16 protein-coding genes are annotated in these 23,136 nt (G+C 69.3%); 4 read left to right on the top strand and 12 right to left on the bottom strand.

The genetic code is table 11. From position 1 onward, the window contains the following. Positions 1-6: 6 nt before the first annotated feature. The 8 genes from BKA15_RS09890 to BKA15_RS09855 all read right to left on the bottom strand — a co-directional run bounded on the left by BKA15_RS09890 (position 7) and on the right by BKA15_RS09855 (position 10,717). On the bottom strand, positions 7-2,595 hold the full coding sequence (locus BKA15_RS09890) for a hypothetical protein (RefSeq protein ID WP_246322304.1): 2,589 nt from the start codon (positions 2,593-2,595) through the stop codon (positions 7-9). Positions 2,596-2,789: 194 nt separating this feature from the next. Then, the gene (locus tag BKA15_RS36330) at positions 2,790-4,472 is read right to left on the bottom strand and encodes an acyltransferase (protein WP_179750310.1); all 1,683 of its coding nucleotides are present in this window, start codon (positions 4,470-4,472) and stop codon (positions 2,790-2,792) included. 90 nt (positions 4,473-4,562) lie between these two features. Beyond that, positions 4,563-5,867 carry an ABC transporter substrate-binding protein gene (locus BKA15_RS09880; RefSeq protein WP_179750308.1) on the bottom strand — a complete coding sequence of 435 codons (1,305 nt, stop codon included), beginning with the start codon at positions 5,865-5,867 and terminating at the stop codon, positions 4,563-4,565. A 16-nt stretch (positions 5,868-5,883) separates the two neighbouring features. Beyond that, positions 5,884-6,804 carry a dihydrodipicolinate synthase family protein gene (locus tag BKA15_RS09875; protein WP_179750306.1) on the bottom strand — a complete coding sequence of 307 codons (921 nt, stop codon included), beginning with the start codon at positions 6,802-6,804 and terminating at the stop codon, positions 5,884-5,886. Beyond that, positions 6,801-7,574 (bottom strand): SDR family NAD(P)-dependent oxidoreductase, encoded by a 774-nt coding sequence (locus tag BKA15_RS09870; RefSeq protein WP_246322303.1) that lies wholly within the window; start codon positions 7,572-7,574, stop codon positions 6,801-6,803. Before BKA15_RS09870 ends, BKA15_RS09875 begins: the two co-directional genes overlap by 4 nt. Positions 7,575-7,576: 2 nt before the next feature. Beyond that, entirely contained in the window at positions 7,577-8,743 is a 1,167-nt protein-coding gene (locus BKA15_RS09865; protein WP_179750304.1) for a mandelate racemase/muconate lactonizing enzyme family protein, read from the bottom strand. Then, positions 8,740-9,432 (bottom strand): GntR family transcriptional regulator, encoded by a 693-nt coding sequence (locus BKA15_RS09860; RefSeq protein ID WP_312878915.1) that lies wholly within the window; start codon positions 9,430-9,432, stop codon positions 8,740-8,742. Before BKA15_RS09860 ends, BKA15_RS09865 begins: the two co-directional genes overlap by 4 nt. A 199-nt stretch (positions 9,433-9,631) precedes the next feature. Further along, positions 9,632-10,717: a hypothetical protein gene (locus BKA15_RS09855; RefSeq protein WP_179750302.1), complete on the bottom strand. Its 1,086-nt coding sequence runs from the start codon at positions 10,715-10,717 to the stop codon at positions 9,632-9,634. A gap of 91 nt (positions 10,718-10,808) precedes the next feature. On the opposite strand from BKA15_RS09855, the gene BKA15_RS09850 reads away from it, so the two are divergent. Together BKA15_RS09850 and BKA15_RS09845 are read left to right on the top strand one after the other, a co-directional pair. Then, the gene (locus BKA15_RS09850; protein ID WP_246322302.1) at positions 10,809-12,302 is read left to right on the top strand and encodes a mannitol dehydrogenase family protein; all 1,494 of its coding nucleotides are present in this window, start codon (positions 10,809-10,811) and stop codon (positions 12,300-12,302) included. Positions 12,303-12,536: 234 nt separating this feature from the next. Next, positions 12,537-15,791, top strand: coding sequence for a DEAD/DEAH box helicase (locus tag BKA15_RS09845; RefSeq protein ID WP_218871175.1), 3,255 nt, complete (start codon positions 12,537-12,539; stop codon positions 15,789-15,791). A 127-nt stretch (positions 15,792-15,918) separates the two neighbouring features. Here BKA15_RS09845 and BKA15_RS09840 read toward each other — a convergent pair whose 3' ends face one another. Beyond that, entirely contained in the window at positions 15,919-16,881 is a 963-nt protein-coding gene (locus BKA15_RS09840; protein ID WP_179750300.1) for an FAD-dependent oxidoreductase, read from the bottom strand. Further along, on the bottom strand, positions 16,878-18,308 hold the full coding sequence (locus BKA15_RS09835) for an NsdA family TPR-like regulatory protein (RefSeq protein ID WP_179750298.1): 1,431 nt from the start codon (positions 18,306-18,308) through the stop codon (positions 16,878-16,880). The genes BKA15_RS09840 and BKA15_RS09835 overlap by 4 nt, the downstream gene beginning before the upstream one ends. A gap of 313 nt (positions 18,309-18,621) precedes the next feature. On the opposite strand from BKA15_RS09835, the gene BKA15_RS09830 reads away from it, so the two are divergent. Both BKA15_RS09830 and BKA15_RS09825 read left to right on the top strand, forming a co-directional pair. Beyond that, positions 18,622-18,921, top strand: a complete 300-nt coding sequence (locus tag BKA15_RS09830) for a BTB/POZ domain-containing protein (protein ID WP_246322301.1) — start codon at positions 18,622-18,624, stop codon at positions 18,919-18,921. A 452-nt stretch (positions 18,922-19,373) separates the two neighbouring features. Beyond that, a complete protein-coding gene (locus BKA15_RS09825; protein ID WP_179758354.1) occupies positions 19,374-20,804 on the top strand; it encodes an amidase in 1,431 nt (476 codons plus the stop codon). Here BKA15_RS09825 and BKA15_RS09820 read toward each other — a convergent pair. Both BKA15_RS09820 and BKA15_RS09815 read right to left on the bottom strand, forming a co-directional pair. After that, complete coding sequence (locus tag BKA15_RS09820; protein ID WP_179750296.1) at positions 20,790-22,025, bottom strand: serine hydrolase domain-containing protein; 1,236 nt, start codon at positions 22,023-22,025, stop codon at positions 20,790-20,792. The two genes, BKA15_RS09825 and BKA15_RS09820, sit on opposite strands and share 15 nt — an antisense overlap. Before the next feature lie 55 nt (positions 22,026-22,080). Next, entirely contained in the window at positions 22,081-23,088 is a 1,008-nt protein-coding gene (locus BKA15_RS09815) for a TIGR03842 family LLM class F420-dependent oxidoreductase (RefSeq protein WP_179750294.1), read from the bottom strand. Positions 23,089-23,136: the final 48 nt, after the last annotated feature.

Here is a 23,136-nt window from a genome sequence, read left to right as displayed (position 1 = left end):
AGGACCCTACGGGCCCTCGGGATCCTCGTACAACCAGTCCAGTGAGTCCGTGCTGGACTCGGCGTGCTCCACCTGCCGCGGAACGAGTTCTTGATCAGCAGCGACGATGCCGGCGACGACGTAGGCGCCGCGGCCGAGGGCCAGGGTGTGCCGGCCGGCCTGGTAGCGATAGGCGTGCACGTTGATCTTGGGCAGGAAGTCCACGCCGATTCCGTTGCGCAGCAGGGGTTCCAGCCCGCCGCGGGCGTCGGCATGGGTGTCGGTCTCCAGGTCCGGCACCTGCAGCCAGACCGGCTCCGGATCCAGGAAGTAGCCGATCAGGATCGTCGCCGGCTCCGGCAGGGTGAGTTCCACAGCGAACTCGCCGGTGTACGCTGCGCGCCGCGGGATCCTGATTCCGCTCAGCCCGTCGAGTTCCTCGGCGAGCTGCCGGACGTTGCCGTCGCTGTCCGCGAAGACCGACGTCCCCTTGGTGAGCGTGAAGACCTCGGCCGCCGGGGTGTGCAGCTCGAATTCCGCCGGCCGGTACGGATCCGGCCGCACCTCCACCGCGCGCAGGGCGGCCGGCAGCTCGCCGCGGTCCAGCAGCTCGACGTTGCGGCGCAGCTGATCAAGCTCGGTCTCGTACTCGGGCAGGCACTGCCGCCAATGCCCGTAGGTCTCCCCGTTCGGGAAGGGGATCTTCCGTTGCGGCGTCTGCATGCTGTTCGCGTAGTGGTAGGTCCGGTCGGTGAGCTGCACCAGTTCCCGGTACGCCAGCACACTGTCGGCCACCTTGTCCACGGCGATCTTGAGCCGGCCCACATCGGCATGATCACCACCGTGCGTCGCCCGGTAGCTCATGATGTCGATCGCCGCCGACACCCGCAGCGCGTAGAACCGGGCCAGCAGGGCCAACGCGGCGACGTCGCTGCCCAGCCGGCCGTATTCGTCGGCCTCCGTGATCACCGACGACGCACCACGCGCGATCGCGGCCTCGGCCTCGTCGGCCAGCCGCTGGACGTCCGCGATCACGCTCGGCGGCGTCTCGCCCACATGCGGCTCTCCGGCGACCTCCCGGGCGACGTAGAGATCGAGCCGTTCGCCCTGCGGGGCATGGGAATCCCAGAGGTCGGCCCAGGGCCGGAACCGCGCCGCGTTGGTCAGCTGGCTCATCGTCATGCCGAGGCTCAGGGTCTGCCGGTTGCCCTCGGTGATCCCGAACCGCCGCACCAGCTGGGGGGCGATCCGGCCGATCGCCTCGTACGCGTCCAGGGCGGCGGCGCCGGCCTGCCGGCTGCCGAACTGCGCGGCCAGCCGGCCGATCCAGTGGTCCCGTTCCGCCTCCGGGTCCCGATCGGCTCGCCAGGCGTAGCGGTGCCAGGCCTCGTACCAGAGCCAGTCTCGGTCCAGCTGCCGCAGCCGCGGTTCGACCCGGTCCGGCGAGTGCGGCCATTCCCAATAGAACAAGGGATACAGGTGCAGGCCGCCCGCGTCCAGCCGATGCTTCATGGCCTGCACGCAGCGCTGGATGAAGGACACGGCACCGTACCGGAACGGCTCCAGGTTGGCCAGGATGTGCACGTTGACGATGTGGATGCTGCCGAGCGAGGCCAGCTGGCGGTGCCGCTCCTGCCAGGCGCCGCGCGGGCTCCGGGTGGTCAGCGACTCCCCGTTGTACTTCGCCTCGGTGAACAGCCGCGGATAGCGCGGAAGAGCCTTCTCCAGCACGGGTTTCAGGTCGATCGCGTGGTTGCGGACGATCACCGGCGGCGGCTCGACCGTCGGTCCGTCCTCCGTTGCCTGAGCCTGTCGAAGGGCCACCGCGTCGTCGACCCCGGCCAAGATCACGTCGGTGAACCACTCGGCGCCGTAGATGTCGCCCTGCAACACCTCGCCCAGGCACACGTACAGGCCGATGCCGGCGTACTCGGAGGCGAACGCCGCGATCGCGGCCCGGGTGTAGCCGGCCACCAGCGGCGTCGGCTTCGGCTGCCGCAGCGGAATGCCGTGGTGCTCCGCGAACGGCAGCGGGATGTGGATGTTGTAGAACTTCAGCACCACCCAGATGCCGCGCCGGTCGGCCTCGGTGGTGAGCCAGTGCAGCAGCTCCCGGTTCTGGGCGAGTTCGTCGTCGGTGACCTCCTGCGCCTCCGGATAGTCCGGCAGCCGCACGAAGGACGAGAAGGGATGCCCACTCCACAGGTAGATCACGTTGGATCGCTGTCCACACAGGGTTTCCAGCACCTCGAGCCAGTGCTCGCGATCATAGAACCAGGGAAACCGGTCCGGCGTGATCGGATACTCGTAGGTTTGCCGCGGCGGCTCCAGCGTCGTCTTCTGCAACCCGATCGCCGGCCCGCGCAGCACCAGGTCCGGATTCTCGCCATGATCGAGATCATGCGGCAGCCGGCCGTCCCGCCGGATCAGCCGGGCCAGCTCCTGGCAGCCGTAGAGCACGCCGGTGTCGTTGCCGCCGGTGATCACCGTCAGGTCGTCGGGCAGCGAGGACAGGTAGAAGCCGTCGTCCCTCGGCTCCGGGGTCGTGTACAGCAGCACGTCGTCCCGCTCCAGCTCCGTGATCACGGAACTGGAGCGGTTGCCGACGAAGATCATCCGCTCGCCCCCTTGTGTCCTGAGCCTGTCGAAGGACCTCGGACCTTGCCCCCGTTCGACAGGCTCAGGACATGCTTCGACAACCTCAGGGGACGTTCCCGTCTCGCGGAGAGCCGCCACGAGCTGATCGAGCCCGAGGCGCAGTCGAGGTGACGGGTCGGGCTGGTGGGCGATGCGGATGATCACGGTGCTCCTCAGGGAATCCGGTCCAGCCGGAGGGCGGGTTCGGGGCGGTGCACGCCGCGCGGCCGGTAGCCGACCGCTTCGCTCATCCCGGACAGGTCGGCCAGCAACCAGATGATCGCCAGCCACATCTCGGTGCCCTGCAGGCCGGGCACGGCCTTGGGCAGACCCGCGTTCTCCGGGCGGGCGGCCAGGAAGGCGAAGCCTTGATCATCGACCCAGTTGCCGAGGGCGTCGCCGAGCAGGGTCCGGGCCACCGACGCCACCTCGTCGGAGCGGTGACTGGTCTGCCGGGCGGCGAGCCAGAGCGGGTGGGCGACATCGAGCACGTTGCAGGCGTTCTGCCGTACCGGGGCGAACAGGCTGCGGTCGCGAACGTGCTGCAGCACGGTGTCGATCACCCGTTCCGGGTACGGCACCGGCAGCCCGAACTGGGCGAACGTGCCGCGGGACGCGCGATAGAAGCCGTTCACCACCTGGAGCAGCCCGGCCGTCTCGGCGCGGCCCCACATCCCGGTGGCCGGGTCTGCGTTGTGCACCATCCAGCCGATCACCGTGTCCAGCAAGAGCTTCGCCTGATCATGATCGGCCCCGGGGTGTCGCAGATCCCAGAGCAGCGCGGTGCCGATCCCGTCGATCATGGATCCCGAACCCCACGCCCTTCCGGCCCAGTCCAGCCCGTCCAGCATGGCGGTCAGCCGGTCCGGCGCCAGTCCGGACACGGCCTTGATCGGATGCGGGAACGCCGCGCCGAGCACATCAAGGGCATAGCCGACGCAGAGGATCTCGTAGCTGCCGCCGGCCACCACGTCGGTCGGCGCCGGCTGCGGGGTGCCGTCGGCAGCAAGATCAGGAACCAGCCCGGAGCCGGCATCCTGCAGCCGGGACAGCCGCTCGACGGCCTGCTCGGCGTTCCACGGCAGGGGTGTGCTGCCGGTCAGGTACTGCGCGATCTCGATCGCGTCGCAGTCCGCCCGTACGGTGAGCCGGCCCGCCATCGGGTCGACATAGCGCTGCCGCTCCTCGTCCCAGTAGGACGCGAGCACGGCCGGCCCCTGCTCCTTCGCCCGCGCCACGAATGCGGTCAGGGCCGTACCAAGATCATCCCGTGGCGGCTGGGCGAGCGCCGGCACCCGCCATTTGATCACCTTGGCCGGGTTGCCGCCGACCACCGCACCGGCCGGGACGTCCCTGGTCACCACGGCGCCGGCGGCGATCATGGCCCGGTCGCCGATCGTCACGCCGTCGACGATCACGACGTGCGAGCCGATCCAGACGTCGGTGCCGATCGTGATCCCCTGGGACGTGGTCGGCTGCTTGAACACCCAGGTGTCCGGATCAGCCATCGTGTGGTTGAAGCCGAGGATCGAGGTGTGCGCGCCGATCCGTACCGCGTCGCCCATGGTGATCTTGCCGCGGACCACGGTGAACGCGTTCACGGTGCAGAAGTCGCCCAGCGTCACCTCCTGCGAGAGGTAGGCGTGGGCGGCGACGTAGCTCCGCTTGCCCATCCGCAGCGTCTCGCACTGCACGGCGGCGAGCGGGCTGAGGAACACCTCCTCGCCGAGCTGCCAGTCCGGATGCTGTTCCAGCAGCCGCTGCTGGTGCTCGAACTGGAGCTTCTTCTCCTCATCGGTCGCCCGGCGGTAGAAGCTCCAGGGCGAGTAGTCGTGGGTCAGGTCGGCCGTGGTCATGGTGATCCTCCGTCGGATGTGAGCCGGTTCATGTCAGGCCCGTCGCGATGCCTCGTACCAGATATCTTGGTCCGGCGATGAAGAAACCGGTCACCGGGGCCGCGAATCCAGGATCTCGGCGCCCTTGGTGGTGAACTCGGCGCCGGCGTCCCGGGGTGTGGTCTTGCCGAAGCTCACCTCGTCGGCCAGCGTGGACAGCAGGTCGCGCAGCTCCGTGGTGCCGAGTGGGTCCGGGACCGGGTCGACCAGTTCCTCCTGGGACAGTTCGACCACGTAGTCGTTCGCGAATTGATCATCGGGCTCCAGCACGCCGCTCACGGCGTCCGCGACGACCGTGCTGGCCGGGTTGCCGCGGGTGACGCCCATCGTCTTGTTCGCCTCGACGTCGTTGATCAGGAAATCGAGCAGCGCGACCGCCTGATCCGGAGCCTTCGACTGGGCCGTGACCGACCAGAACAGCCCCGGGATGATCGCCATGCCGCGCCGGGTCGCCTGGGATTCGCCCGGGAACCACACCATGTCCAGCGTCTGCTTCGCGGCCCGGTTGAAGGTGGCGAAGCTGTTGGACGGGATGGCCTGGGTGGCGACCAGCCCGCGCGCGATCGGTGACTGGTCCGCCGACGGGCCGAGCGATTCCGCCCAGCCGGGCGGCGGCATGGCACCGCTGGTCCGAAGATCAACGGCCTGCTGGAACCAGGCTGTCACCACGTCGGCCGACACGGCGAGTTTGCTGTCCGCCGTCCACAGGTCCTCGCCGTGCTGTCGGACGAAGATCCCGAACGTGAGCAGATCGTCCAGCGGATAGTCGGCGCCGTAGGCCTCCTTGTTGCTGGCCTTGGCGAACTCGGCGCTGAGGGCGGCGAAGTCGTTCCAGCTCCAGGACTTCCCGTCCGGCAGGTCGATGCCGTACTGGTCGAAGACGGCCTTGTTGAGCGCCCAACCCATCGAGGTCACGCCGCCCGGGACTCCGTAGAGCGCCTCGCCGACCTTGCCGGCGTTCAAGACGCCCGAGGGGATGTCGGCGGTCTTGATCAAATCCTGCTGGGTGGCGAGATCGAGCAGCGAGCCGCGGTCCGCGAAGTCACGCAGGGATTCGCGGCGGACGGCCAGCAGGTCGGGCGGGTTGCCGCCGCCGAACCGTACCGCCAGCTTGTCGTCGTAGGCGCTGCCGGACTGGAACTCGGTGGTGATCTTGAGCCCCGGATTCGCCTTGCGGTAGAGCTCGAGCGCGGCCTCGGTGACTTCGGCGCGCTGCGCGTCGCCCCACCAGACCATGTTCACCGTCGAGCCGTCGGCGGTGGCGGAGCCGCCGCCGAACCGGTTGCAGCCGGCGGCCGCGGTCAGGGTGCCGGCGCCGAGCAGCAGGGCGGTGCGCCGGGACATGGGTGCTGTCATCGTCGACCTCGTCCTTCTAGGGGGTGGGTACGGCGACGCCGAGGGCCCGGAGCCGGTCCGGGGTCCAGGCGCGCCAGGCGTCCTGCAGTCGGGTCCGGGCCGGGTCGTCCAGCGGCGCGTGCGGCGGCCGGACGCCGCCGGCCGGCAGGCCGTCGAGCCGGAGCAGTTCCTTGAGTACGGAGACGTTGCACCGGTTGTTGCCGGCGGCGCGCAGCACCTCGACCGAGCGGACCAGGTCGAGCAGCGCGTACAGCCGCGGGAGGTCGTTGTTGATCACCGCGTCGCGGACGGCGACGCAGAGCTCGGGCCGGACGTTGCCGATGCCGGTGGTGAAGCCGGTGATCCCGAGCGCGGCGAATGCCGGCACCCGCGACTCGGCCAGCCCGTTGACCCAGACGCAGTCGGCGCTGGTGGGTCCGTTCAGCAGCGTGGACAGGCCGAGCAGGTCGTCCCGGGCGTACTTCACCGCGGCGATCCCGGGATGCCCGGCCAGCCTGCCGAGATCGCCGAGGGCGAGCCGGGGCGACCGGAGATAGAGCACCGCCGGCAGCGGCGACCGGTCGGCGATCCGTTCGTAGTAGCCGGCCACGTCGGCACTGTCGCCGAACGGGTCGGCCGGCTCGTGCACCATGATCGCGTGATAGCCGAGGTCGGCCGCCTCGGCCGCGGTCATGATCACGTCGCCGACGCTGCCGCTCACGCCGGCCAGCAACTGTGCGCGCTGGCGCCCTGCCGCGACGGCCCGGAGCATGATCGTCCGTTCGGCGGCGTCCAGCTGCTGCATCTCGGCCGTGTTGCCGAGGGCGGCGATCACGTCGATGCCGGCCGCGTCGACTCGCCGGGCGAGTTCGGTCGCGATCTCGGGTGCCACCGTCCCGTCGTCGGCGTACGGGGTGATGATCATGGTCGTGATGCCGGCGAACGCTTGCGGGTTCACGGATTCGCCTCCTCGGACGGCTGTCTGGCCTGGATGCCGAGCCCGCCGTCCACGGCGAGGACGTGGCCGGTGATGTAATCGGCGTCCGGCGACGCCAGGAAACTCACGGCCGCGGCGATGTCGGCTCCGGTCGCCGCCCGGCCGAGCGGAATCTGGGCCCGGTGCCGGTCCTGCAGGTCGTCGGTCCGGTCCCGATTCCGATCGGTGATCACCGCGCCCGGCGCGACCGCGTTGACCCGGATCCCCTGCGGGGCCAGCTCCAGCGCGGCGGCCCGGGTGAACGCCTCGATGGCGCCCTTCGTGCTGTCGTACGCCAGCGCCCGCCGGTGCGCCTTGGTGGCGCCGATCGAGGACACGTTGATCACCGACGATCCGGGCCGCATGATCTTGGCGGCGGCTGCCGTGCAGAGGAACGTGCCGCGGGCGTTGACGGTGAAGGTCGCGTCCCAGTCGGCCAGACTGAGCTCGGCGAACGGGACCCGGCCCTGGTATTGCACGGCGGCGTTGTTGATCAACACGTCCAGACCGCCCAGACCGACGACCATCGAGGCGATCATGGACTCGATCGCGGCCGGGTCGGCGAGGTCGGCCGGTGCGGCGAGCACGGTGCCGCCGTCCCCGGCCAGGTTCTCGACGGCTGCCCGTACGTCGTCGGGATCGAGATCGTTGACCGCGACCGCCGCGCCCTCGGCGAGGAACCGCCGGGCGATGTCCAGGCCGATGTTGCGGGCGGCTCCGGTGATCAGGACCCGGCGTCCGGCGAATCTCATGATCAGCTTCGCTTTCCGGTGCGGTCCACCACATCGGAGACCGCCGTGTCGGTCCAGCGCAGCGGTCCGCGGGCGGCGGCGAGCAGGTCGGGGTCGAGCGCCACGCCGAGACCGGGGCCGGCCGGCGGGTGCAGTTCACCGTCGCGGTACTCGGGCCCGGCGGCGACGACGTCACGGGTGTAGAGCAGCGGACCGACCGGGTCGGCCGGCTCGTCGGCGATCTTGGTCGCGACGCCGAACTGGGCCGCGGCCGCCGTACCGATGGCGAGTTCCTGGGTGGTCCCGATCAGGGCGCGCAGCCCGGCCGCCTCGGCGATCGCGGCCATCGACCGCGCCGGTGTGATGCCGCCGAGCGTGAACAGGCCGAGATTGAACACGTCGACGGCACGGGCCGCGGCGAGCTCGATCGCCCACCGGCGATCATGGACGTGCTCGCTGACCGGCACCAGGGTGCGGCTGCGGACGAAGGCCAGCCCTTCGGTGTCGCGTTCGTACGTGGGCGCCTCGACCAACGGGTAACCGACCTCCCGGGTGCGCTCGACGAAGCGGGCGGCCGTTCGGGCGTCCAGCAGGTTGGAGAAGTCCAGCGACTTCACCGCCACCCGGTCACCGAACCGGTCCCGCAGCCGGCGCAGGAACGCCTCGTCCAGGTCCAGCCGTCGGCCCACGTACACCCGGAACAGCGTGAAACCCTGGTCCAGCTGGTCGGCCACAAGATCAAGATTGGTGTCGACGTCGTCCGGCGACTGCTGCCGGAAGATCGGGTACGCCACCGGCAGCGACTTCCGGACCGCGCCGCCGAGCAGGTCGCTGACGGACAGGCCGGCCAGCTTGCCGCGGACGTCCCAGAGCGCAAGATCGACTCCGCACCGGATCACCGACGTCTTGTCGTACAGCGAACCCGCCAAGGGGAAGGACTCGGCCAGCCTGCGCTCTGCCTCGTTCGCGCCTTCGACGCCGACCGGCAGCCCGGCCAGCAACTCGGTCAGCGTGCACTCCAGCTCGGGAACGTCGACGTGGAAGCGCGGCAGGTGCTGGAAATCCGACATCTCGCCGAGCCCGGTGATCCCGTCGGTCGTGTCCAGTTCGACGATCACGTGGCCGCAGACCAGTCCGGTCGAGCGGGCGATCGCGACCGGGGTCAGCCGGACACCCGTGATCTTGGTCATGAGGGCTCGGTCGGCTCGAGCGAGCGGAGGACGCCGGCGGCGGACCGTTCGATGTGGTCACGGAGCAGTCCGGCGGCCTGGTCGGCGTCGCCCGCCTCGAAGGCGTCCAGGATCGCCGTGTGCTCGTCCCACTCCGAGTCGGAGGGAGTGGCGTCGGCCCGCCAGCCCGCCGTCGCGATGAACGCGTTGAGCCCCTGCAGCTTGTCCAGGAAGTCGATCATGAGCTCGTTGCCGCAGGCCGCGTAGAGATCACGATGGAACCTGCGGTTGATCAAGCCGAGCTGGGCCGGCCGATCATCCGCCAGCAGGGCGCGGGCTTCGGCCAGGGCCCGCCGGGCTGCGGGATGCGGGCCGGGTTCGCGCCGTTCGACGGCCATCCGGACCGCCGCCGGCTCGACCGCCGCCCGGGCTCCCGAGACATCCCGCACGGTGGCGGCGTCGAGCGTCCGCACGCTCATTCCCTGGTACGAGTTCGCGACCACCAGGCCGCTCGACCGGAGCTGCTTGAGCGCCTCCCGGATCGGGGTCTTGGACACCCCGAGCCGGGCCGAGAGGTCGCGCTCGATCAGCGGCGAGCCCTGCTTGAGGGTGCCGTTCAGGATCGCCTCCTGCAGCGCGTCCCGGACCCGGTCCCCGCGGGAGATCGGCTGCTCCAACGACAACCGCACTCCGTCATCGGTGACTGACACAAGAGCGATCGTAGTATCGTGCGATACCAACGGGCAAGCCCTTTCCCAAATGGGGTGGTGGGCAAGGCGAATGTGCGGGCGAGCGGGGTGGTGGCGGCGCGAGCAGGGTGAGTGGCGGGCCGAGCAGGCGGGCGAGCTGTGTGGGTGGGTGAGCGGTTGTCGGGGAGGCGGTGAAGCGGCGGCGACGGCCTCAGGCCGGTCAGGAGAGTTCGTGGAGGCGGCGAGAGCCTTCCGGGCCCTCGACCAGCAGCCGGGCCCGATCGCCGCCGGCGGCGTCGATCAAGCGCCCGGCCGGGCCCTTGATCGGGTCGGTGGCCGGGCCGATCACGGTGGTCGTGGCGCCGTCGCCGACCGCGATCCGCCAGCCCTCCGCGACCCGGAACACGCGCAGTGCTGCCGTACGCGGGTCACCGGAGAGGTCGGGTAGCTCGATCCGGCTCCAGGTCGCGCCGTCGCCGAGCCAGCCGGCCACCTTGCCGTCGATGATCCCGGCGATCAGGCACTCGTCCAGGCAGGCGAGGTCGAGCGCGGTGCTGGCCGTACCGGCTGACGGAAGGTCGACCCGCCGCCAGTCCGCGCCGGGCGAGTCCTGGACCCAGGTGACGGCGCGGCTGAGCAGGCTCTCGTCGAGCCGCAGCGCGTTGCCGGCGATGATCACCCGATCGCCGAGGACGGCCGCGCCGCGCTCGGACAGCAGCTCCTTCGTCGTACTGGCCAGTGCCGAGCCGCGTGAATCGACCCTGGTCCAGGTGTTCCGGCGGGCGGTCCAGACCGTGATGTCCAGGCCCCGCGGCGATCCCCAGTTGCCGATGATCATGGGCCCGGCGGGCCGGGCCACCATGGTGGTCAGCGAGCCGGCGTCCTGGCCGCCGAAGACCCAGAAGATCTGCTCGCGTTCGCGAACCCCATCCGGAGTGCCGGACCAAACGCTCCACCGGACGTTGGCGTGCGCGCCGCCGCGGTCGCCGCCGAAGGCGTACACCTGGTCGCCGGCGACGGCTATCGACGACAGTGCCGCCGTTCGGCCGTAGGCGGATTCGGGAGTCAGCGGCACCTCGCGGACGCCGTCGGCCTGCTCGATCAGCAGCATCGGGCGGGCCGGGTCTGCGGCGCGACCGCCGATGATCAGACCGGCCGGGCTCGGCGCCAGGGTCTCCGCCGTGAATCCGGCCGGCAACGTGTCGACGGTCGTCCAGACCGGAGCCGGCGCGGTCGCCGTACAGGCTGCCGGAAGGAGCAGCAGCAGGCCGGCCAACAGGGAGCCGAGTCGTCGCCGCAGAGCCATGGCGTCCAGTCTGGCCCATGAGACGACGGCGGCGGCGGATGCAGCAAGATGGTGGGCGGCTCAGGACACCAACGGCTGAGGAGGCAGGTAGATGATGATCGAGGAACCGGCGGCCAGTTCGCTGCTGGCCGAGGCGACCGAGGCCGTGGCCCGGCCCGAGTACGACCGCTCGGGGCTGGTGGCGGGCATCGTGCACATCGGCGTCGGCGGGTTCCACCGGGCACACCAGGCGCTGGTGATCGATCGGCTGCTGCGGCAGGGCCTGGCCAGGGAGTACGCGATCTGCGGTGTCGGCCTGCTGCCGCGAGACCAGCGGATGCGTGATGTGCTGGCCGAGCAGGGCGGGCTCTACACCCTGGTGGAGAAGCATCCGGACGGTTGGCGCGATGCCCGGGTGATCGGTTCGATCATCGACTACCTGTATGCGCCGGACGATCCGGAGGCGGTGATCGAGCGGCTGGCCCATCCGGACACCAAGATCATCTCGCTGACCGTGACCGAGGGCGGCTACAACATCTCGCCGGTCACCGGCGACTTCGACCTTGCCGCGCCCGCGGTCGTTGCTGATCTTGCTCCGGAGAGCGTGCCGCAGACGACATTCGGCTTGATCACCGAGGCGTTGCGCCGGCGCCGGGACCGCGGCACGGGTGCGCTGACGATCATGTCCTGCGACAACATCCAGGGCAACGGTCACGTGGCCCGGGACGCGTACACGACTTTCGCCCGGGCCAAGGACCCGGAGCTGGCCGAGTGGATCGCCGCCGAGGTCCGGTTCCCGAACTCGATGGTGGACCGGATCACTCCGGTCACCACCGACGCCGACCGGGCCGAGATCGCCGAGCAGTTCGGGGTTCGGGACGGCTGGCCGGTGGTCGCGGAGCCCTTCTTCCAATGGGTTCTGGAAGATCATTTCGCCGCCGGCCGGCCCGAGTACGACCGCGCCGGGGTGCAGTTGGTCGAGGACGTGGAGCCGTACGAGCTGATGAAGCTGCGGCTGCTCAACGCGAGCCACCAGGGCATCGCCTACTTCGGCCACCTGGCCGGCTACACCTATGCGCACGAAGCTGCGCAGGACCCGGTGTTCGCCACGTTCCTGCTCAATTACATGAACACCGAGGCGATCCCGACCCTGCGGCCGGTGCCCGGAATCGATCTTGACGACTACACGCAGACCTTGATCGAACGGTTCTCCAACGCCGAGGTCAAGGACACCATCGCGCGGCTCGCCGCCGAGTCCTCCGACCGGATCCCGAAGTGGCTGGTCCCGGTGATCAAGGCCAACCTGGAGTCCGGCGGCGCGATCCGGCTGTCCGCCGCGATCGTGGCGAGCTGGGCCCGCTACGCCGAGGGGACCGACGAGAAGGGTGAGCCGATCACCGTCGTCGACCGCCTGGCCGACCAGCTGACCGCCACGGCCCGGACCCAGCGCGAGGACAAGACCGCGTTCATCGCCGACCGGGAACTCTTCGGGGATCTGATCGACGACGAGCGGTTCGTCGCCGCCTACACCGAGGCCCTCGACTCCTTGATCGACCACGGCGCCCACGCGACCCTGGAACGCCTGATCACTACCGGTCGCGGTTGACCGGACTCGTTCCGTACTACGGGCGGGATGTATGCCGCTGATCTTGCCGGTGTCCCCGTCTCGGTCCTGGTCCGAGGGTGGGTTCTGCAAGGGTTGGCCGCGCAACGCAACGATGATCCCGCCGCAATCGCCGAGCAGTTGGCGCACGACGTCGCTCGCCTCCGTCGCAGTCTTCCCGCCAGCGCCTGATCCGGCGGTGCCACGCCGTCAGCGGGAGGAACTACGCTCGGTGCGGTGAGCGGCTCGAACGGTTGGCAGGGGGCGTTGTCGAACGACGCCGTCATCGCCATGGCCGGCCACGAGACGTACGCACGGGGGATGGTGTACGCCCGCCGCGGCAATGTGTCCGGGGTGGAGTTCGATTCGGCGACCAAGACGCTGACGGCGTCGGTCCGGGGAAGCGGTGGGCATACGTACCGGACCGTGGTCGGCCTGAACGACGCAGACCCGCGCCGCGGCACGATCCCGTTCGGCCGCTGCTCCTGCCCGGTCGCCCGGGACTGCAAGCATGCGGTCGCCGTGTTGATCACCGCCCGCGGGCTGGACGGGCTGGTCCGCAGCCTGGACCGGCCCGAGTGGGAGCAGGTGCTGACCCGGCTGAGCACGGCACCGGATCCGACCCCGTCCGACGTCGGCACCGCACTCGGCATCGAGTTCGAGGTGCACCAGCGGACCACCTACCGCGGCCAGGGCAACATCACCGGCACCGAGACCCCCAGTCTGCGCGCCAGGCCGGTCCGGCGCACGGCCACCGGGGGCTGGGTCCGCGGCGGCATCTCCTGGGACGACCTCGACGCCCGGCACCTCGGCTATCCGCAGCAGCAACAGGATCTGCTGCTGCAGTTCAGGTTCGCCTGTGGGCCGATGGCGCGGTACGTGTACGGGCGCTCGCCGTGGATCTCGTTCGACACGGTGGCGCCACGGGTCTGGTCATTGCTGGAGGCGGCGCCCGAGCTCGGGCTCGGCCTGATCGAGGGGCGCGACCCGATCGAGGTCGGAGTTGATCATGCCGCGGTGCGGCTGGACGCGCGGCGGCTGTTGGACGGTTCGATCCTGCTCGGACCGGTGATCATGATCGGCGACCGGGCGCTGCCGCCGGAGCGGATCGGCCTGCTCGGCGAGCCCGCCCACGGACTGTTCAGTCATGACGGCGGGATCAGGCTGCATCGGCTGGCCGAACCGCTCCCGCGCGAGCTGCGCCAGTTGATCATCGAACGGCGCAGCGTCGACATCCCGGCCGCGGACGAGGCGCGGTTCACCGGGGAGTTCTATCCGCAGGTGCGGCGCAAGGCCCCGATCGTCTCCAGCGACGGCTCGGTCGAGTTGCCCGAGGTGGCGCCGCCGACGCCGGAGCTTACCGTCCGCTACGAGCCGGGTCACCGGCTCCGGTTGCAGTGGCGCTGGGTCTACCAGGTGGCCGGGGCGGCGCAGCGGTTCGACTTCGACGAGCCGGTGCGGCAGCCCACGGTCCGCGATCCCGCCGCCGAGGCGCGGGCCGTGGGTGAGCTGCCGCTGCCGTACGACCGGATCCCGGAACTCGCGCTGCGCAAGGGAAAACTCATGCCTGCTTCCACCGTGGAGCTGGCCGGGATGGCGGCGGCGATCTTCTCGGCCGAGGTGATCGACGAACTGGAGCAGGCCGGCGTCACGGTGATCATCGAGGGTGACCGGCTGGACTACCGCCCCTCCGAGTCGGATCCGTTGGTCAGCCTGGAGACGACGTCGGAGACCTCGGACTGGTTCGACCTGAGGATCGATGTGTCGATCGACGGCGAGCAGGTCCCGTTCGAGGAACTGTTCGCCGGCCTGGCCCGTGGCGACGAGTATCTGATCTTGGAGACCGGCGTCTACGTGGAGCTGAACCGGCCCGAGTTCACCCGGTTGGCCGAACTGATCGACGAGGCTCGGGCGATCATCGACACCGATGACGAGCCGGGCACGATCCGGGTCAGCCGGCTCGCGGTGAGCGTCTGGGAGGAACTGGTCGGCCTCGGTGTCGTGCTCGACCAGTCCGACCGGTGGGCGACGGCGGTGCGTGAACTGACCACCGTGGCGGAAGGGGACAGCGAGCCGCCGGCGGGACTCGAGGCCACCATGAGGCCGTACCAGTTGGAGGGTTATCGCTGGCTGACCACCTTGTGGCGCAACGGCCTCGGCGGGATCCTGGCCGACGACATGGGCCTCGGCAAGACCATGCAGGCGCTGGCCCTGATCTGCCGGGCGCGGCAGCAGGACGATGATCGTGATCATGGGCCCTGGCTGGTGATCGCGCCGACCAGCGTGGTCGGCAACTGGGCCCGCGAGGCGGCCACGTTCGCGCCTGGACTGCGGGTGGTCGCGGTGGAGAAGACCGAGGGCAAGAGCCGGACGCCGCTGACCGAGACGATCGCCGGCGCCGACCTGGTGATCACCAGCTACACCCTGCTGCGGATCGACGCCGAGGCGTATGCCGAGGCCGGCTGGTCCGGAATGATCTTGGACGAGGCGCAGTTCGTGAAGAACCATCGGGCCCGGACCTATGCGGCGGCACGGCGGGTCCGCTGCTCGGTGAAGTTGGCGATTACGGGCACTCCGCTGGAGAACAGCCTGATGGACCTGTGGTCCCTGCTGTCGATCGTCGCGCCGGGCATGTTCCCGCACCCGGACCGGTTCGCCGAGTACTACCGGCGGCCGATCGAGCGGGGCGAGGACCCGGAACGGCTGAGCCGGCTGCGCCGCCGGATCCGTCCACTGATGCTGCGCCGGACCAAGGAGTCGGTGGCGCTCGACCTGCCGCCGAAGATCGAACAGGTGCTCGACGTGGTGCTGCAGCCGAAGCAGCTGCGGATCTATCAGACCCATCTGCAGCGGGAACGGCAGAAGGTGCTCGGCCTGGTCGACGACCTCGACTCGAACCGGTTCACGATCCTGAGCTCGATCACCAAGCTGCGCCAGCTCAGCCTCGATCCGGGCCTGGTCGACCCCGAGTACGCCGACGTCGGCTCGAGCAAGATCGATCTGCTGACCGAGCAGCTGTCCGAGGTGATCGCCGAGGGACACCGGGCGCTGGTGTTCAGCCAGTTCACCGGCTTTCTGAAGTTGATCAAGGAACGGCTGGACGGCGACGGCATCGGGTACGGCTATCTGGACGGCAGCACCCGGAAGCGCGACGCCGAGATCGAGCGCTTCACCTCCGGTGAGGTGCCGGTCTTCCTGATCAGTCTGAAGGCCGGCGGCTTCGGCCTCAACCTGACCCAGGCCGACTACTGCTTCGTGCTCGACCCGTGGTGGAACCCGGCCGCCGAGGCCCAGGCCGTCGACCGCGCCCACCGGATCGGCCAGACCCGGAGCGTCATGGTCTACCGGATGGTCGCCCGGGACACCATCGAGGAGAAGGTGATGGCCCTCAAGGAGCGCAAGGCCGAGCTCTTCGACGCCGTGCTGGGCGGCGACACCATGTCCGCCGCCGGCCTGACCGCCGACGACATCCGGGATCTGTTCGCGGGATGATCGGCACGCCTTCGGCTGACTCAACCTGCCGCGACCTCATACCAGTGACCTCGCCTTCGGCACCCGTGTGACCGGGCCCGATTCCTCGGCGTATGCCTGAGGAGGCCTCGTTGTGCCCGGAACTGCGTCACAGGTTCTGGGTGAGTTCCAGAACGCGCTCGCTGCATCCCCAGGAGAGCGTCACGCCGCTCCCACCGTGGCCGTAGTTGTGGATGATCTTGGAACGGTAGTCGGCGTCGGTATCGACTTCGAGCCGCAATTTCGGTCTGGTCGGCCGCAGCCCGACACGATGTTCTCGGATGGCGGCATCCTTGAGTCTCGGCTCAACCGCTGCACAGCGGTCGAGGATGGCGTTGGCGATCGCATCATCCGGCTCTCGTGTGTCGACATCCGGGACCGCGGTACCCCCAAGGATCACGTGGGATCGCTGCGGGTAGATGTGCACAAGGTCGGGGGAGAGCCCAGTCTCCTCGCTGAAGAACTCATGGATTCGGATCGGTGGCTGGTCAACGACGATCAGGTCGCCTCGGACCGCTGTCACAGCTGGATCGGGCACTGCGGCGCCGGCTCCGTAGCCCGTGCAGTTGATCACTAGGGCGCTGGATTCCGTCGCTTCGGCCAAGGTGTTGATCTTGTGGATCTCGATCGATCCGTCGGACTGTTCGAGGCGAGTTCGGAGGTAGCTGAGGTACACCAGCATGTCGATGATGGGTGCGGTGAATCGCCAACCGGAGACGAAACCGGCAGGAAGTTCTGGTCGCGTGCACAGCTTGAAGTCTGGGAGGAGATCGGCCCAGTCGGGCGGATCCACCGGCGTCCTTCCCGCTTCGATTCCACGGACCAGGGCTACTCCGGTTGCGGGGTCTGCGGCGAGGTCGGTGAGCACGTCGAGAGAACGGAGGCTGAGTTGCTGGATGAGGCCCCTCGGCTCGGTCAGGTACGGTCCCCACATCGCCCCGGCGGCGGCGGAGGTTGTCAGCTCTGGTGGCTCGGCGGTCCACACGGTGACTTTGTATCCGGCCTCTGCCATGGTGACCGCGGTAGTCAGGCCAGATACGCCGGCGCCGACGACCAACGCCGTGTCGTTCATGCGGGAACCGCACGACGACGGCGGAGAGCAGGTTCAAGTTCGGTGAGAACTGACCGGGCGTATTCGCTGCGTCGACGGCGAGAGAGTTCCCGGCGGAGCTCCGTCAGGACGGCGACGCTTCGCGGTGAGTTGACCTGGTGGAGCCGTGGGATTGTTGTGCGCAGGACGGAGCTCGCCTGTTCGATGTCCCCGCCGTGCAAATGACCTGTCGCGAGCCAGGCACCTTCGAACAACGCTCGACGGCGCTGCCCTTTTATGTCCAGCGGGAGGTTCCAAGCGCCGACGTTGCTGAGGAGGCTGATGCCTTCCGTCATCGCCGAGCGGCCGGCCTTGGCTGATCCCTGGGCGAGGAGATCACGTCCGCCGTGGATCAAGGCATAGCCCGCCTGGGATTCGACGTGTGCCGGGGTGAAGAAGTACAGCCATTTCGGTTCGTCGCCACGCGGCCGGGAGAACCGTTCGATGCCGTTGTCACGGGCCCTGCGTGCATCGTCCAGTCGGCCGGCTCGCGCGTACGCATACGCGAGTCGGCTCTGGACAGCTGCCTGGACGAGGGGAGCGGAGCCGCCTGTGAGCGAGAGGGCTGCTTCGCCCCAGTCGACCGCGTCCTGTGGGCTGCCGAAGGTACTTGATTGGAAGGACAGATCGCCGAGGATATGGGCCACCATGTCGCGATAGCCCGCTTCCTTGGCTGCACGCACCCCGAGGAACATGAAGCGTTGCCCCCAACCGGGGTCCCCCGCATCAAACGCCATCCACCCGGCAAGCTGAGCAATGTCCGCCAGGGCGATCTGGAGTCGATGGTCTGTCGCGCTGTCATGCCCGCCCTCAAGCAGGACTGCCGCAGTGGCCATGACCTGAGCGCGGACGTAGGTGAGGTTGGCGGCACCGCCGTAGTCATCGTCGAGATATTGAAGGGATTCGACGGCCTGTTCTACCTGTGTCACAAGGGGATGCTCACCGACGAGCCGGTGCGCTTCTTGTGGCGTTTGGTCGTGGCCAGCTATGTACGCCGTGACGACGGCAGTTATAGCTGCTCCCGACATTTGCATGAAGCGCCGGCGGTTCAAGATCCCTCCCTGTAGGAACTGCTCCAGGACCTGCCGGGTGGACGACCCTCCCCACAGTCCGTCGATCCCGTCCGTAGCAGCGATGACGGGTGCAGGTCCCGCCGTACGCCCTGTCCAGATCTGGTCCGCCGAAACCCGTCGTCCGAGGCGCTTCGACAGAACGAATGCGGCCAATGACCGCACCTCTGCGCGCTGGGGGACGCGACCGGCGTTCATCCATGCATAGGGGGCCGTCCTCGAGATAGGTGTGCCGGTCGTTCCGATCAGTCGGTTCACCTCGGTCGCGAACTCGCGAGCGCCGAGGTTTGCCTCCTGCATGAGAGCGACCAGGTCGTGGTTTGGTGCTGACTCCGCCATCGTCACCCCTCCTTCCGCTGACGTTACCGTCCTCGCCTGAAAGTTGACGATCTTGACGGTTGCATCTACTCGTCGGAGGCCGGGACCTACCGCCACCATCTGATCTCATGGAGCGATCGCAGATGCCTGCGTTCTTGACAGCCGGCGCTCGTCGTACGGCGGGACATCCTTTCGCGGTCACCGGGTCAGGTGCCGACTGTGTCTGGCCCACACCCGACGCTCACCATGCGTCCGGATTCGAACCAAGATCAACGACGCCGATCTCGACTCCGGGGGATCGAGGTCTGGCGACCCCAAGTCCGGTGAAGTCAGGGTGCCGGCCGGTGACCCGCCCCTGCACCTTGACCTCACCTCCAACGATCGAACGAACTGGACATTGCGCATGACGAACGAGAATGTCAGCAATCCGGACGGCTCGGCGCCGCTTTGTGATCAACATCGCGTGACACTGTGGTTCGGCAATCGCGCGCTCGCGACCTACCGTGCCGATGAAGACGCTGCACGACGCTACGCCGAGTCGATCGGGCGGCGATTCTCAGGCCTTCGCGTCACGGTCGATCAGGATGTCTCCGAAGCGTGTCCGCAGATGCCAGCACAACGCCTGTGGACCTGAGGTCCCCGGCGGCGGGGTCGCCATCACTCGTCGTACGGGTTGAGGACGCGCAGGCCACAGTCCTCGAAGTCGCGGCTGTTGCGGGTTGCCAGGGCCGCTCCTCGGCTGAGCGTGATCGCGGCGATCTGACAGTCGTCATGGCTGATTGGGCCTCTCGCTCCGAGCTCGGTGCGCGAGCAGAGCGCCGTACTCGTCGGCGGCCCGGTCCTCGGAGGGGAACCCCTTCCCGACCGTGCCGAGAACGCCTCATAGGCACGTTCGAGCAGCCTGACCTCCCACCTGTGCGACAGCCACCGGATCACGGCGCATCAGGTACCAGACCAGGTTGGCGTCGAGGACGATCACAGGCTGATGCCTCTTGGGTCTGCGGTCCCTCCGGATCCGATGATCGTTCGCATGCAGTGCATGCACACTGGGCGGATCTCCGCCCGGGCTACGGTGTGCGGGTGATCATGACCGCCCGCGAGGTCGCCCGTGCTGTCCGTACCGGAGCACAATCGCCGACCGAACTCGTCGAGGACACCTTGGACCGCGCCGCCCGGCTGGGGCCGGAGGTCGGCGCGTTCGTGACGCTGACCCCCGAGCTCGCGCTCCGGCAGGCGGCCGAGGTCGAGCGGCAGCTCAAGGCAGGCGAGGAGTTGCCGGCGCTGGCCGGCGTTCCCTGTCCGATCAAGGACCTGACCCAGGTGGCGGGAGTGCCGATCCGGCGGGGCAGCGCCGCGCTCGCCGGCGATCCCGCGCCGGTGGACGACGGTGTCGTGACCCTGCTCCGGCAGGCGGGAACGATCATGGTCGGCAAGACCAGCACGCCGGAGTTCGGGTTGCCGCCCTATACGGAGCCGGACGTCGCGCCGCCGGCCCGTACTCCTTGGGATCTGAGCCGTTCGGCCGGCGGGTCCAGTGGCGGAGCCGCGGCCGCGGTCGCCGCTGGCATCGTGCCGATCGCGCACGCCAGCGACGGCGGCGGGTCGATCCGGATCCCCGCGAGTTGCTGTGGGCTGGTCGGGCTGAAGCCGTCCCGGGGCCGGATCAGTCCGGGACCGTACGGGGCCGAGTCGGCGGGACTGAGCACGCACGGCGTGGTGACCCGGGACGTCCGCGATACCGCCCTGGCACTCGACCTGCTGGCCCATGACTGGCCGGGCGACGCCTTCATCGCTCCGCCGGGCGGCCCGTTCCTCGACGCCTGCGCGGCCGACCCGGGGTCGTTGCGGATCGGTCTGATCCTGGAACCGTTCTACGGAACGCCGGGCGGGGTCGACCCGGTCTGTCGCGCCGCGGCCGAACAGACCGCGGAGTTGTTGACCGAACTCGGTCACCGGGTGGACGTCGGGCCCGCGCCGATGACGGCCGAGGCTCAGCAACGCGGGCTGCAGGCGTTCGAGGCGCTGTGGGCGATCAGCGCGCTCGGGGCTCCGGTGCCGGCCGATGCTGAGGACCGGGTGACGCCGCTGACCCGGCACCTGCGCGAGGTCGGCCGCGGCGTCACCGGGCTGCAGTTCGCGCAGGCGGTGCAGACGGCTCAGTTGATCACTCGCGCGGTGGCCGATCGCTGGCAGGCGTACGACCTCATCCTGACCCCGACCCTGGCGCAGCCGCCGATGCCGATCGGGGGCTTGAGGAATGATCTTGATCCGGTCGCGGAATTCGTTGCGCAGTACGCGTACACGCCGTGGACCAACCTGGCCAACGTCACCGGCCGGCCGTCGATCAGCCTGCCGCTGCACCGCGCCGAGGTCGGCGGCACCACGCTGCCGATCGGCGTCATGCTGACCGGCCGGTACGGTGCCGACGCCATGATCATCTCCGTCGCCGCCCAACTGGAGCAGGCCCGGCCGTGGCCGACGGAGCCACGGCCGGTGCACCGGTCAGAGGCTGGCTAGCACCGCCTCGGCCAGGCTCGACGCCCGCGGCTCGCCGATCCGGAATGACCACAGGTTGGGGATGTAGCAGAACCCGATCCCGGCGTCCGGGTCGGCGAACCCGACCGACCCGCCCGAACCCGGATGCCCGAACGCCTTCGGCCCGGTCAGCGGCATCGGCGGGCAGGACCGCCAGAACCCGAGCGACATGTAGAAGGACCGGTTCGCCGGAAGGTCAAGATCATCCGGCAGCCCGTGCATCCGGGTCTTGTCGGTCTGGACCTCGATGGCCCGCTCGACCGTGGACGGCTCGAGCAGCCGGAGACCGTCGACGTCGCTCACCGTCGCCGCATACATCCGGGCCACCGACCGTGCGTCGGTGTGCAGGTTCGCCGCCGGGAACTCCGCCGCACGGTAGGCCCGCGTGGTGAAGTGGGACTGATCCGCGAGCGCACCGCCGAGCACACCGGCCTTGGCCTGCACCGAGTCCTCGCCCCAGACGGCCTGGATCCACCTGTTGACCGTCTCGGCGTCGAGGCCCATGGTCGCGATCATCCCCTCGGTCATCTCCTCCAGGGTGAACGGCTTTGCGTACTCGATCGTGGCGACCTGCGGCTCCTGCGCCTCCGGCAGCCCGATCCAGGAGTTCAGCTCGAGCGGACCGGCCACCTCGTCGGCGAAGAACGTGCCGAGCGACCTGCCGGTGATCCGCCGCACCACCTCGCCGACCAGGTAGCCGAACGTGATGCTGTGGTAGACGTGCTCGGTGCCCGGCCGCCACAGCGGCCGCTGCGCCTCCAGCGCCTTGATCACCGGATCCAAGGCGCAGGCGTCCTCGAACGTCAGCGGACCGTCGATGACCGGCAGCCCGGCCTGGTGGGAGAGCAGCCAGCGCACCGGGATCTCGTCCTTGCCCGCGGCGCCGAACTCCGGCCAGTAGTTGATCACCGGGGCGTCCAGGTCCAGTTCTCCGCGCTGGGCCAGCAGGTGGGCGCAGATCGCCGTCGCGCCCTTGGTCGTCGACGCGACCAGCGCGATGGTGTCCCGCTGCCACGGCTGCTGGGTCGCGCTGTCGCGGAGCCCGCCCCACAGATCGACCACCGGGCGGCCGTCATGGTAGACGGCGCAGGCCGCGCCCACCTCGCCGGGATCGCTGCTGAAGTTGGCCCGGAACGCGTCGGCGACCTTCCCCCAGCCGTCCTCGACGTGTCCGTGCACCGTGATCTCGTTCGTTGTATTCATGGGACCACCATCCGCGGCACACCTGTCACGGCCCTGACACGCACCTGACAGCGCGTCAGCTGAGCCGGGGAATGATCTCCTCGCCGTAGCGGCGCAGCGTCTCGTCGTTGTCGTCGTGCTGCAGATAGATCGCGAACTGATCCACGCCGAGCTCGGCCAGCCCCTGCAGCCGGCGGACATGATCATCGACCGGGCCGATCAGGCAGAACCGGTCCAGCACCTCGTCGGAGACGAAGCCGACATGATCGTTCTCGGCCCGGCCGTGGGTGCTGTAGTCGTAACCCACCCGGCCGGCGATGAACTCGGTCAGCTCCCGCGGCACCGGCGCCGACTCGCCGTAGCGCTCGACGATGTCGGCCGCGTGGTTGCCTACCATGCCGCCGAACCAGCGAAGTTGATCACGGGCATGGGCCCGGGCGGCCGGGTCGTCCTCGGTGACGTACGCGGGCGCCGCGACGCAGATCGCGATCGACTCCGGATCGCGGCCGGCCGCCGCCGCTGCGGCGCGGACCTCGGCGACCGTCCAGGCGGCGATGCTGGGGTCCGCGAGCTGCAGGATGAAACCGTCCGCGACCTCGCCGGTCAGGGCCAGCGCCCGCGGGCCGTACGCGGCAATCCAGACGTCGACGCGGCTGTCACCGGCCCAGGGGAAGTGGATCCTCGACCCGCGGTAGTCGATCTCCTCGCCGGCGGCCAGGCTGCGGATCACCTCGACCGAGTCGCGCAGGGTGGCCAGCGTGCTGGGCCGACCGTTGGTGACCCGGACCGCGGAATCACCGCGGCCGATGCCGCAGATCGTCCGATTGCCGTACATCTCGTTGAGGGTGGCGAACAGGCTGGCCGTCACCGTCCAGTCCCGGGTCTCCGGGTTCGTCACCATCGGACCGACGACGACCCGCTCGGTGCGGTCCAGGATCTGGCTCAGGATCGGGTACGGTTCCGGCCACAGGATGTGGCTGTCGAAGGTCCAGACGTGGCTGAACCCGTAGCCGTCCGCCCGCACGGCAAGATCAACAACGCGGGACGACGGGGGAGTGGTCTGCAGGACGATGCCCAGGTCCATCGTGTACTCCTTCCGGAGCCACCGGACTCTAGCAGTCCATCGCGGGTC

Origin of the sequence: Microlunatus parietis (genome assembly GCF_013407955.1) — a bacterium.
GTDB classification, from domain to species: domain Bacteria; phylum Actinomycetota; class Actinomycetes; order Propionibacteriales; family Propionibacteriaceae; genus Microlunatus; species Microlunatus parietis.
The sequence above is the reverse complement of the archived record's forward strand: the minus strand, read 5'-3'. Positions and strand labels throughout refer to the sequence as shown.

What these genes read in the sequence shown, in the direction of transcription:
- BKA15_RS36330 (WP_179750310.1), bottom strand. Translation starts at nt 4,472, where the DNA reads ATGACCACGGCCGACCTGACCCACGACTACTCGCCCTGGAGCTTCTAC.
- BKA15_RS09840 (WP_179750300.1), bottom strand. Translation starts at nt 16,881, where the DNA reads ATGAACGACACGGCGTTGGTCGTCGGCGCCGGCGTATCTGGCCTGACT.
- BKA15_RS09820 (WP_179750296.1), bottom strand. Translation starts at nt 22,025, where the DNA reads ATGAATACAACGAACGAGATCACGGTGCACGGACACGTCGAGGACGGC.
- BKA15_RS09870 (WP_246322303.1), bottom strand. Translation starts at nt 7,574, where the DNA reads ATGAGATTCGCCGGACGCCGGGTCCTGATCACCGGAGCCGCCCGCAAC.
- BKA15_RS09850 (WP_246322302.1), top strand. Translation starts at nt 10,809, where the DNA reads ATGATGATCGAGGAACCGGCGGCCAGTTCGCTGCTGGCCGAGGCGACC.
- BKA15_RS09890 (WP_246322304.1), bottom strand. Translation starts at nt 2,595, where the DNA reads ATGATCTTCGTCGGCAACCGCTCCAGTTCCGTGATCACGGAGCTGGAG.
- BKA15_RS09825 (WP_179758354.1), top strand. Translation starts at nt 19,374, where the DNA reads ATGACCGCCCGCGAGGTCGCCCGTGCTGTCCGTACCGGAGCACAATCG.
- BKA15_RS09835 (WP_179750298.1), bottom strand. Translation starts at nt 18,308, where the DNA reads ATGGCGGAGTCAGCACCAAACCACGACCTGGTCGCTCTCATGCAGGAG.
- BKA15_RS09815 (WP_179750294.1), bottom strand. Translation starts at nt 23,088, where the DNA reads ATGGACCTGGGCATCGTCCTGCAGACCACTCCCCCGTCGTCCCGCGTT.
- BKA15_RS09855 (WP_179750302.1), bottom strand. Translation starts at nt 10,717, where the DNA reads ATGGCTCTGCGGCGACGACTCGGCTCCCTGTTGGCCGGCCTGCTGCTG.
- BKA15_RS09880 (WP_179750308.1), bottom strand. Translation starts at nt 5,867, where the DNA reads ATGACAGCACCCATGTCCCGGCGCACCGCCCTGCTGCTCGGCGCCGGC.
- BKA15_RS09865 (WP_179750304.1), bottom strand. Translation starts at nt 8,743, where the DNA reads ATGACCAAGATCACGGGTGTCCGGCTGACCCCGGTCGCGATCGCCCGC.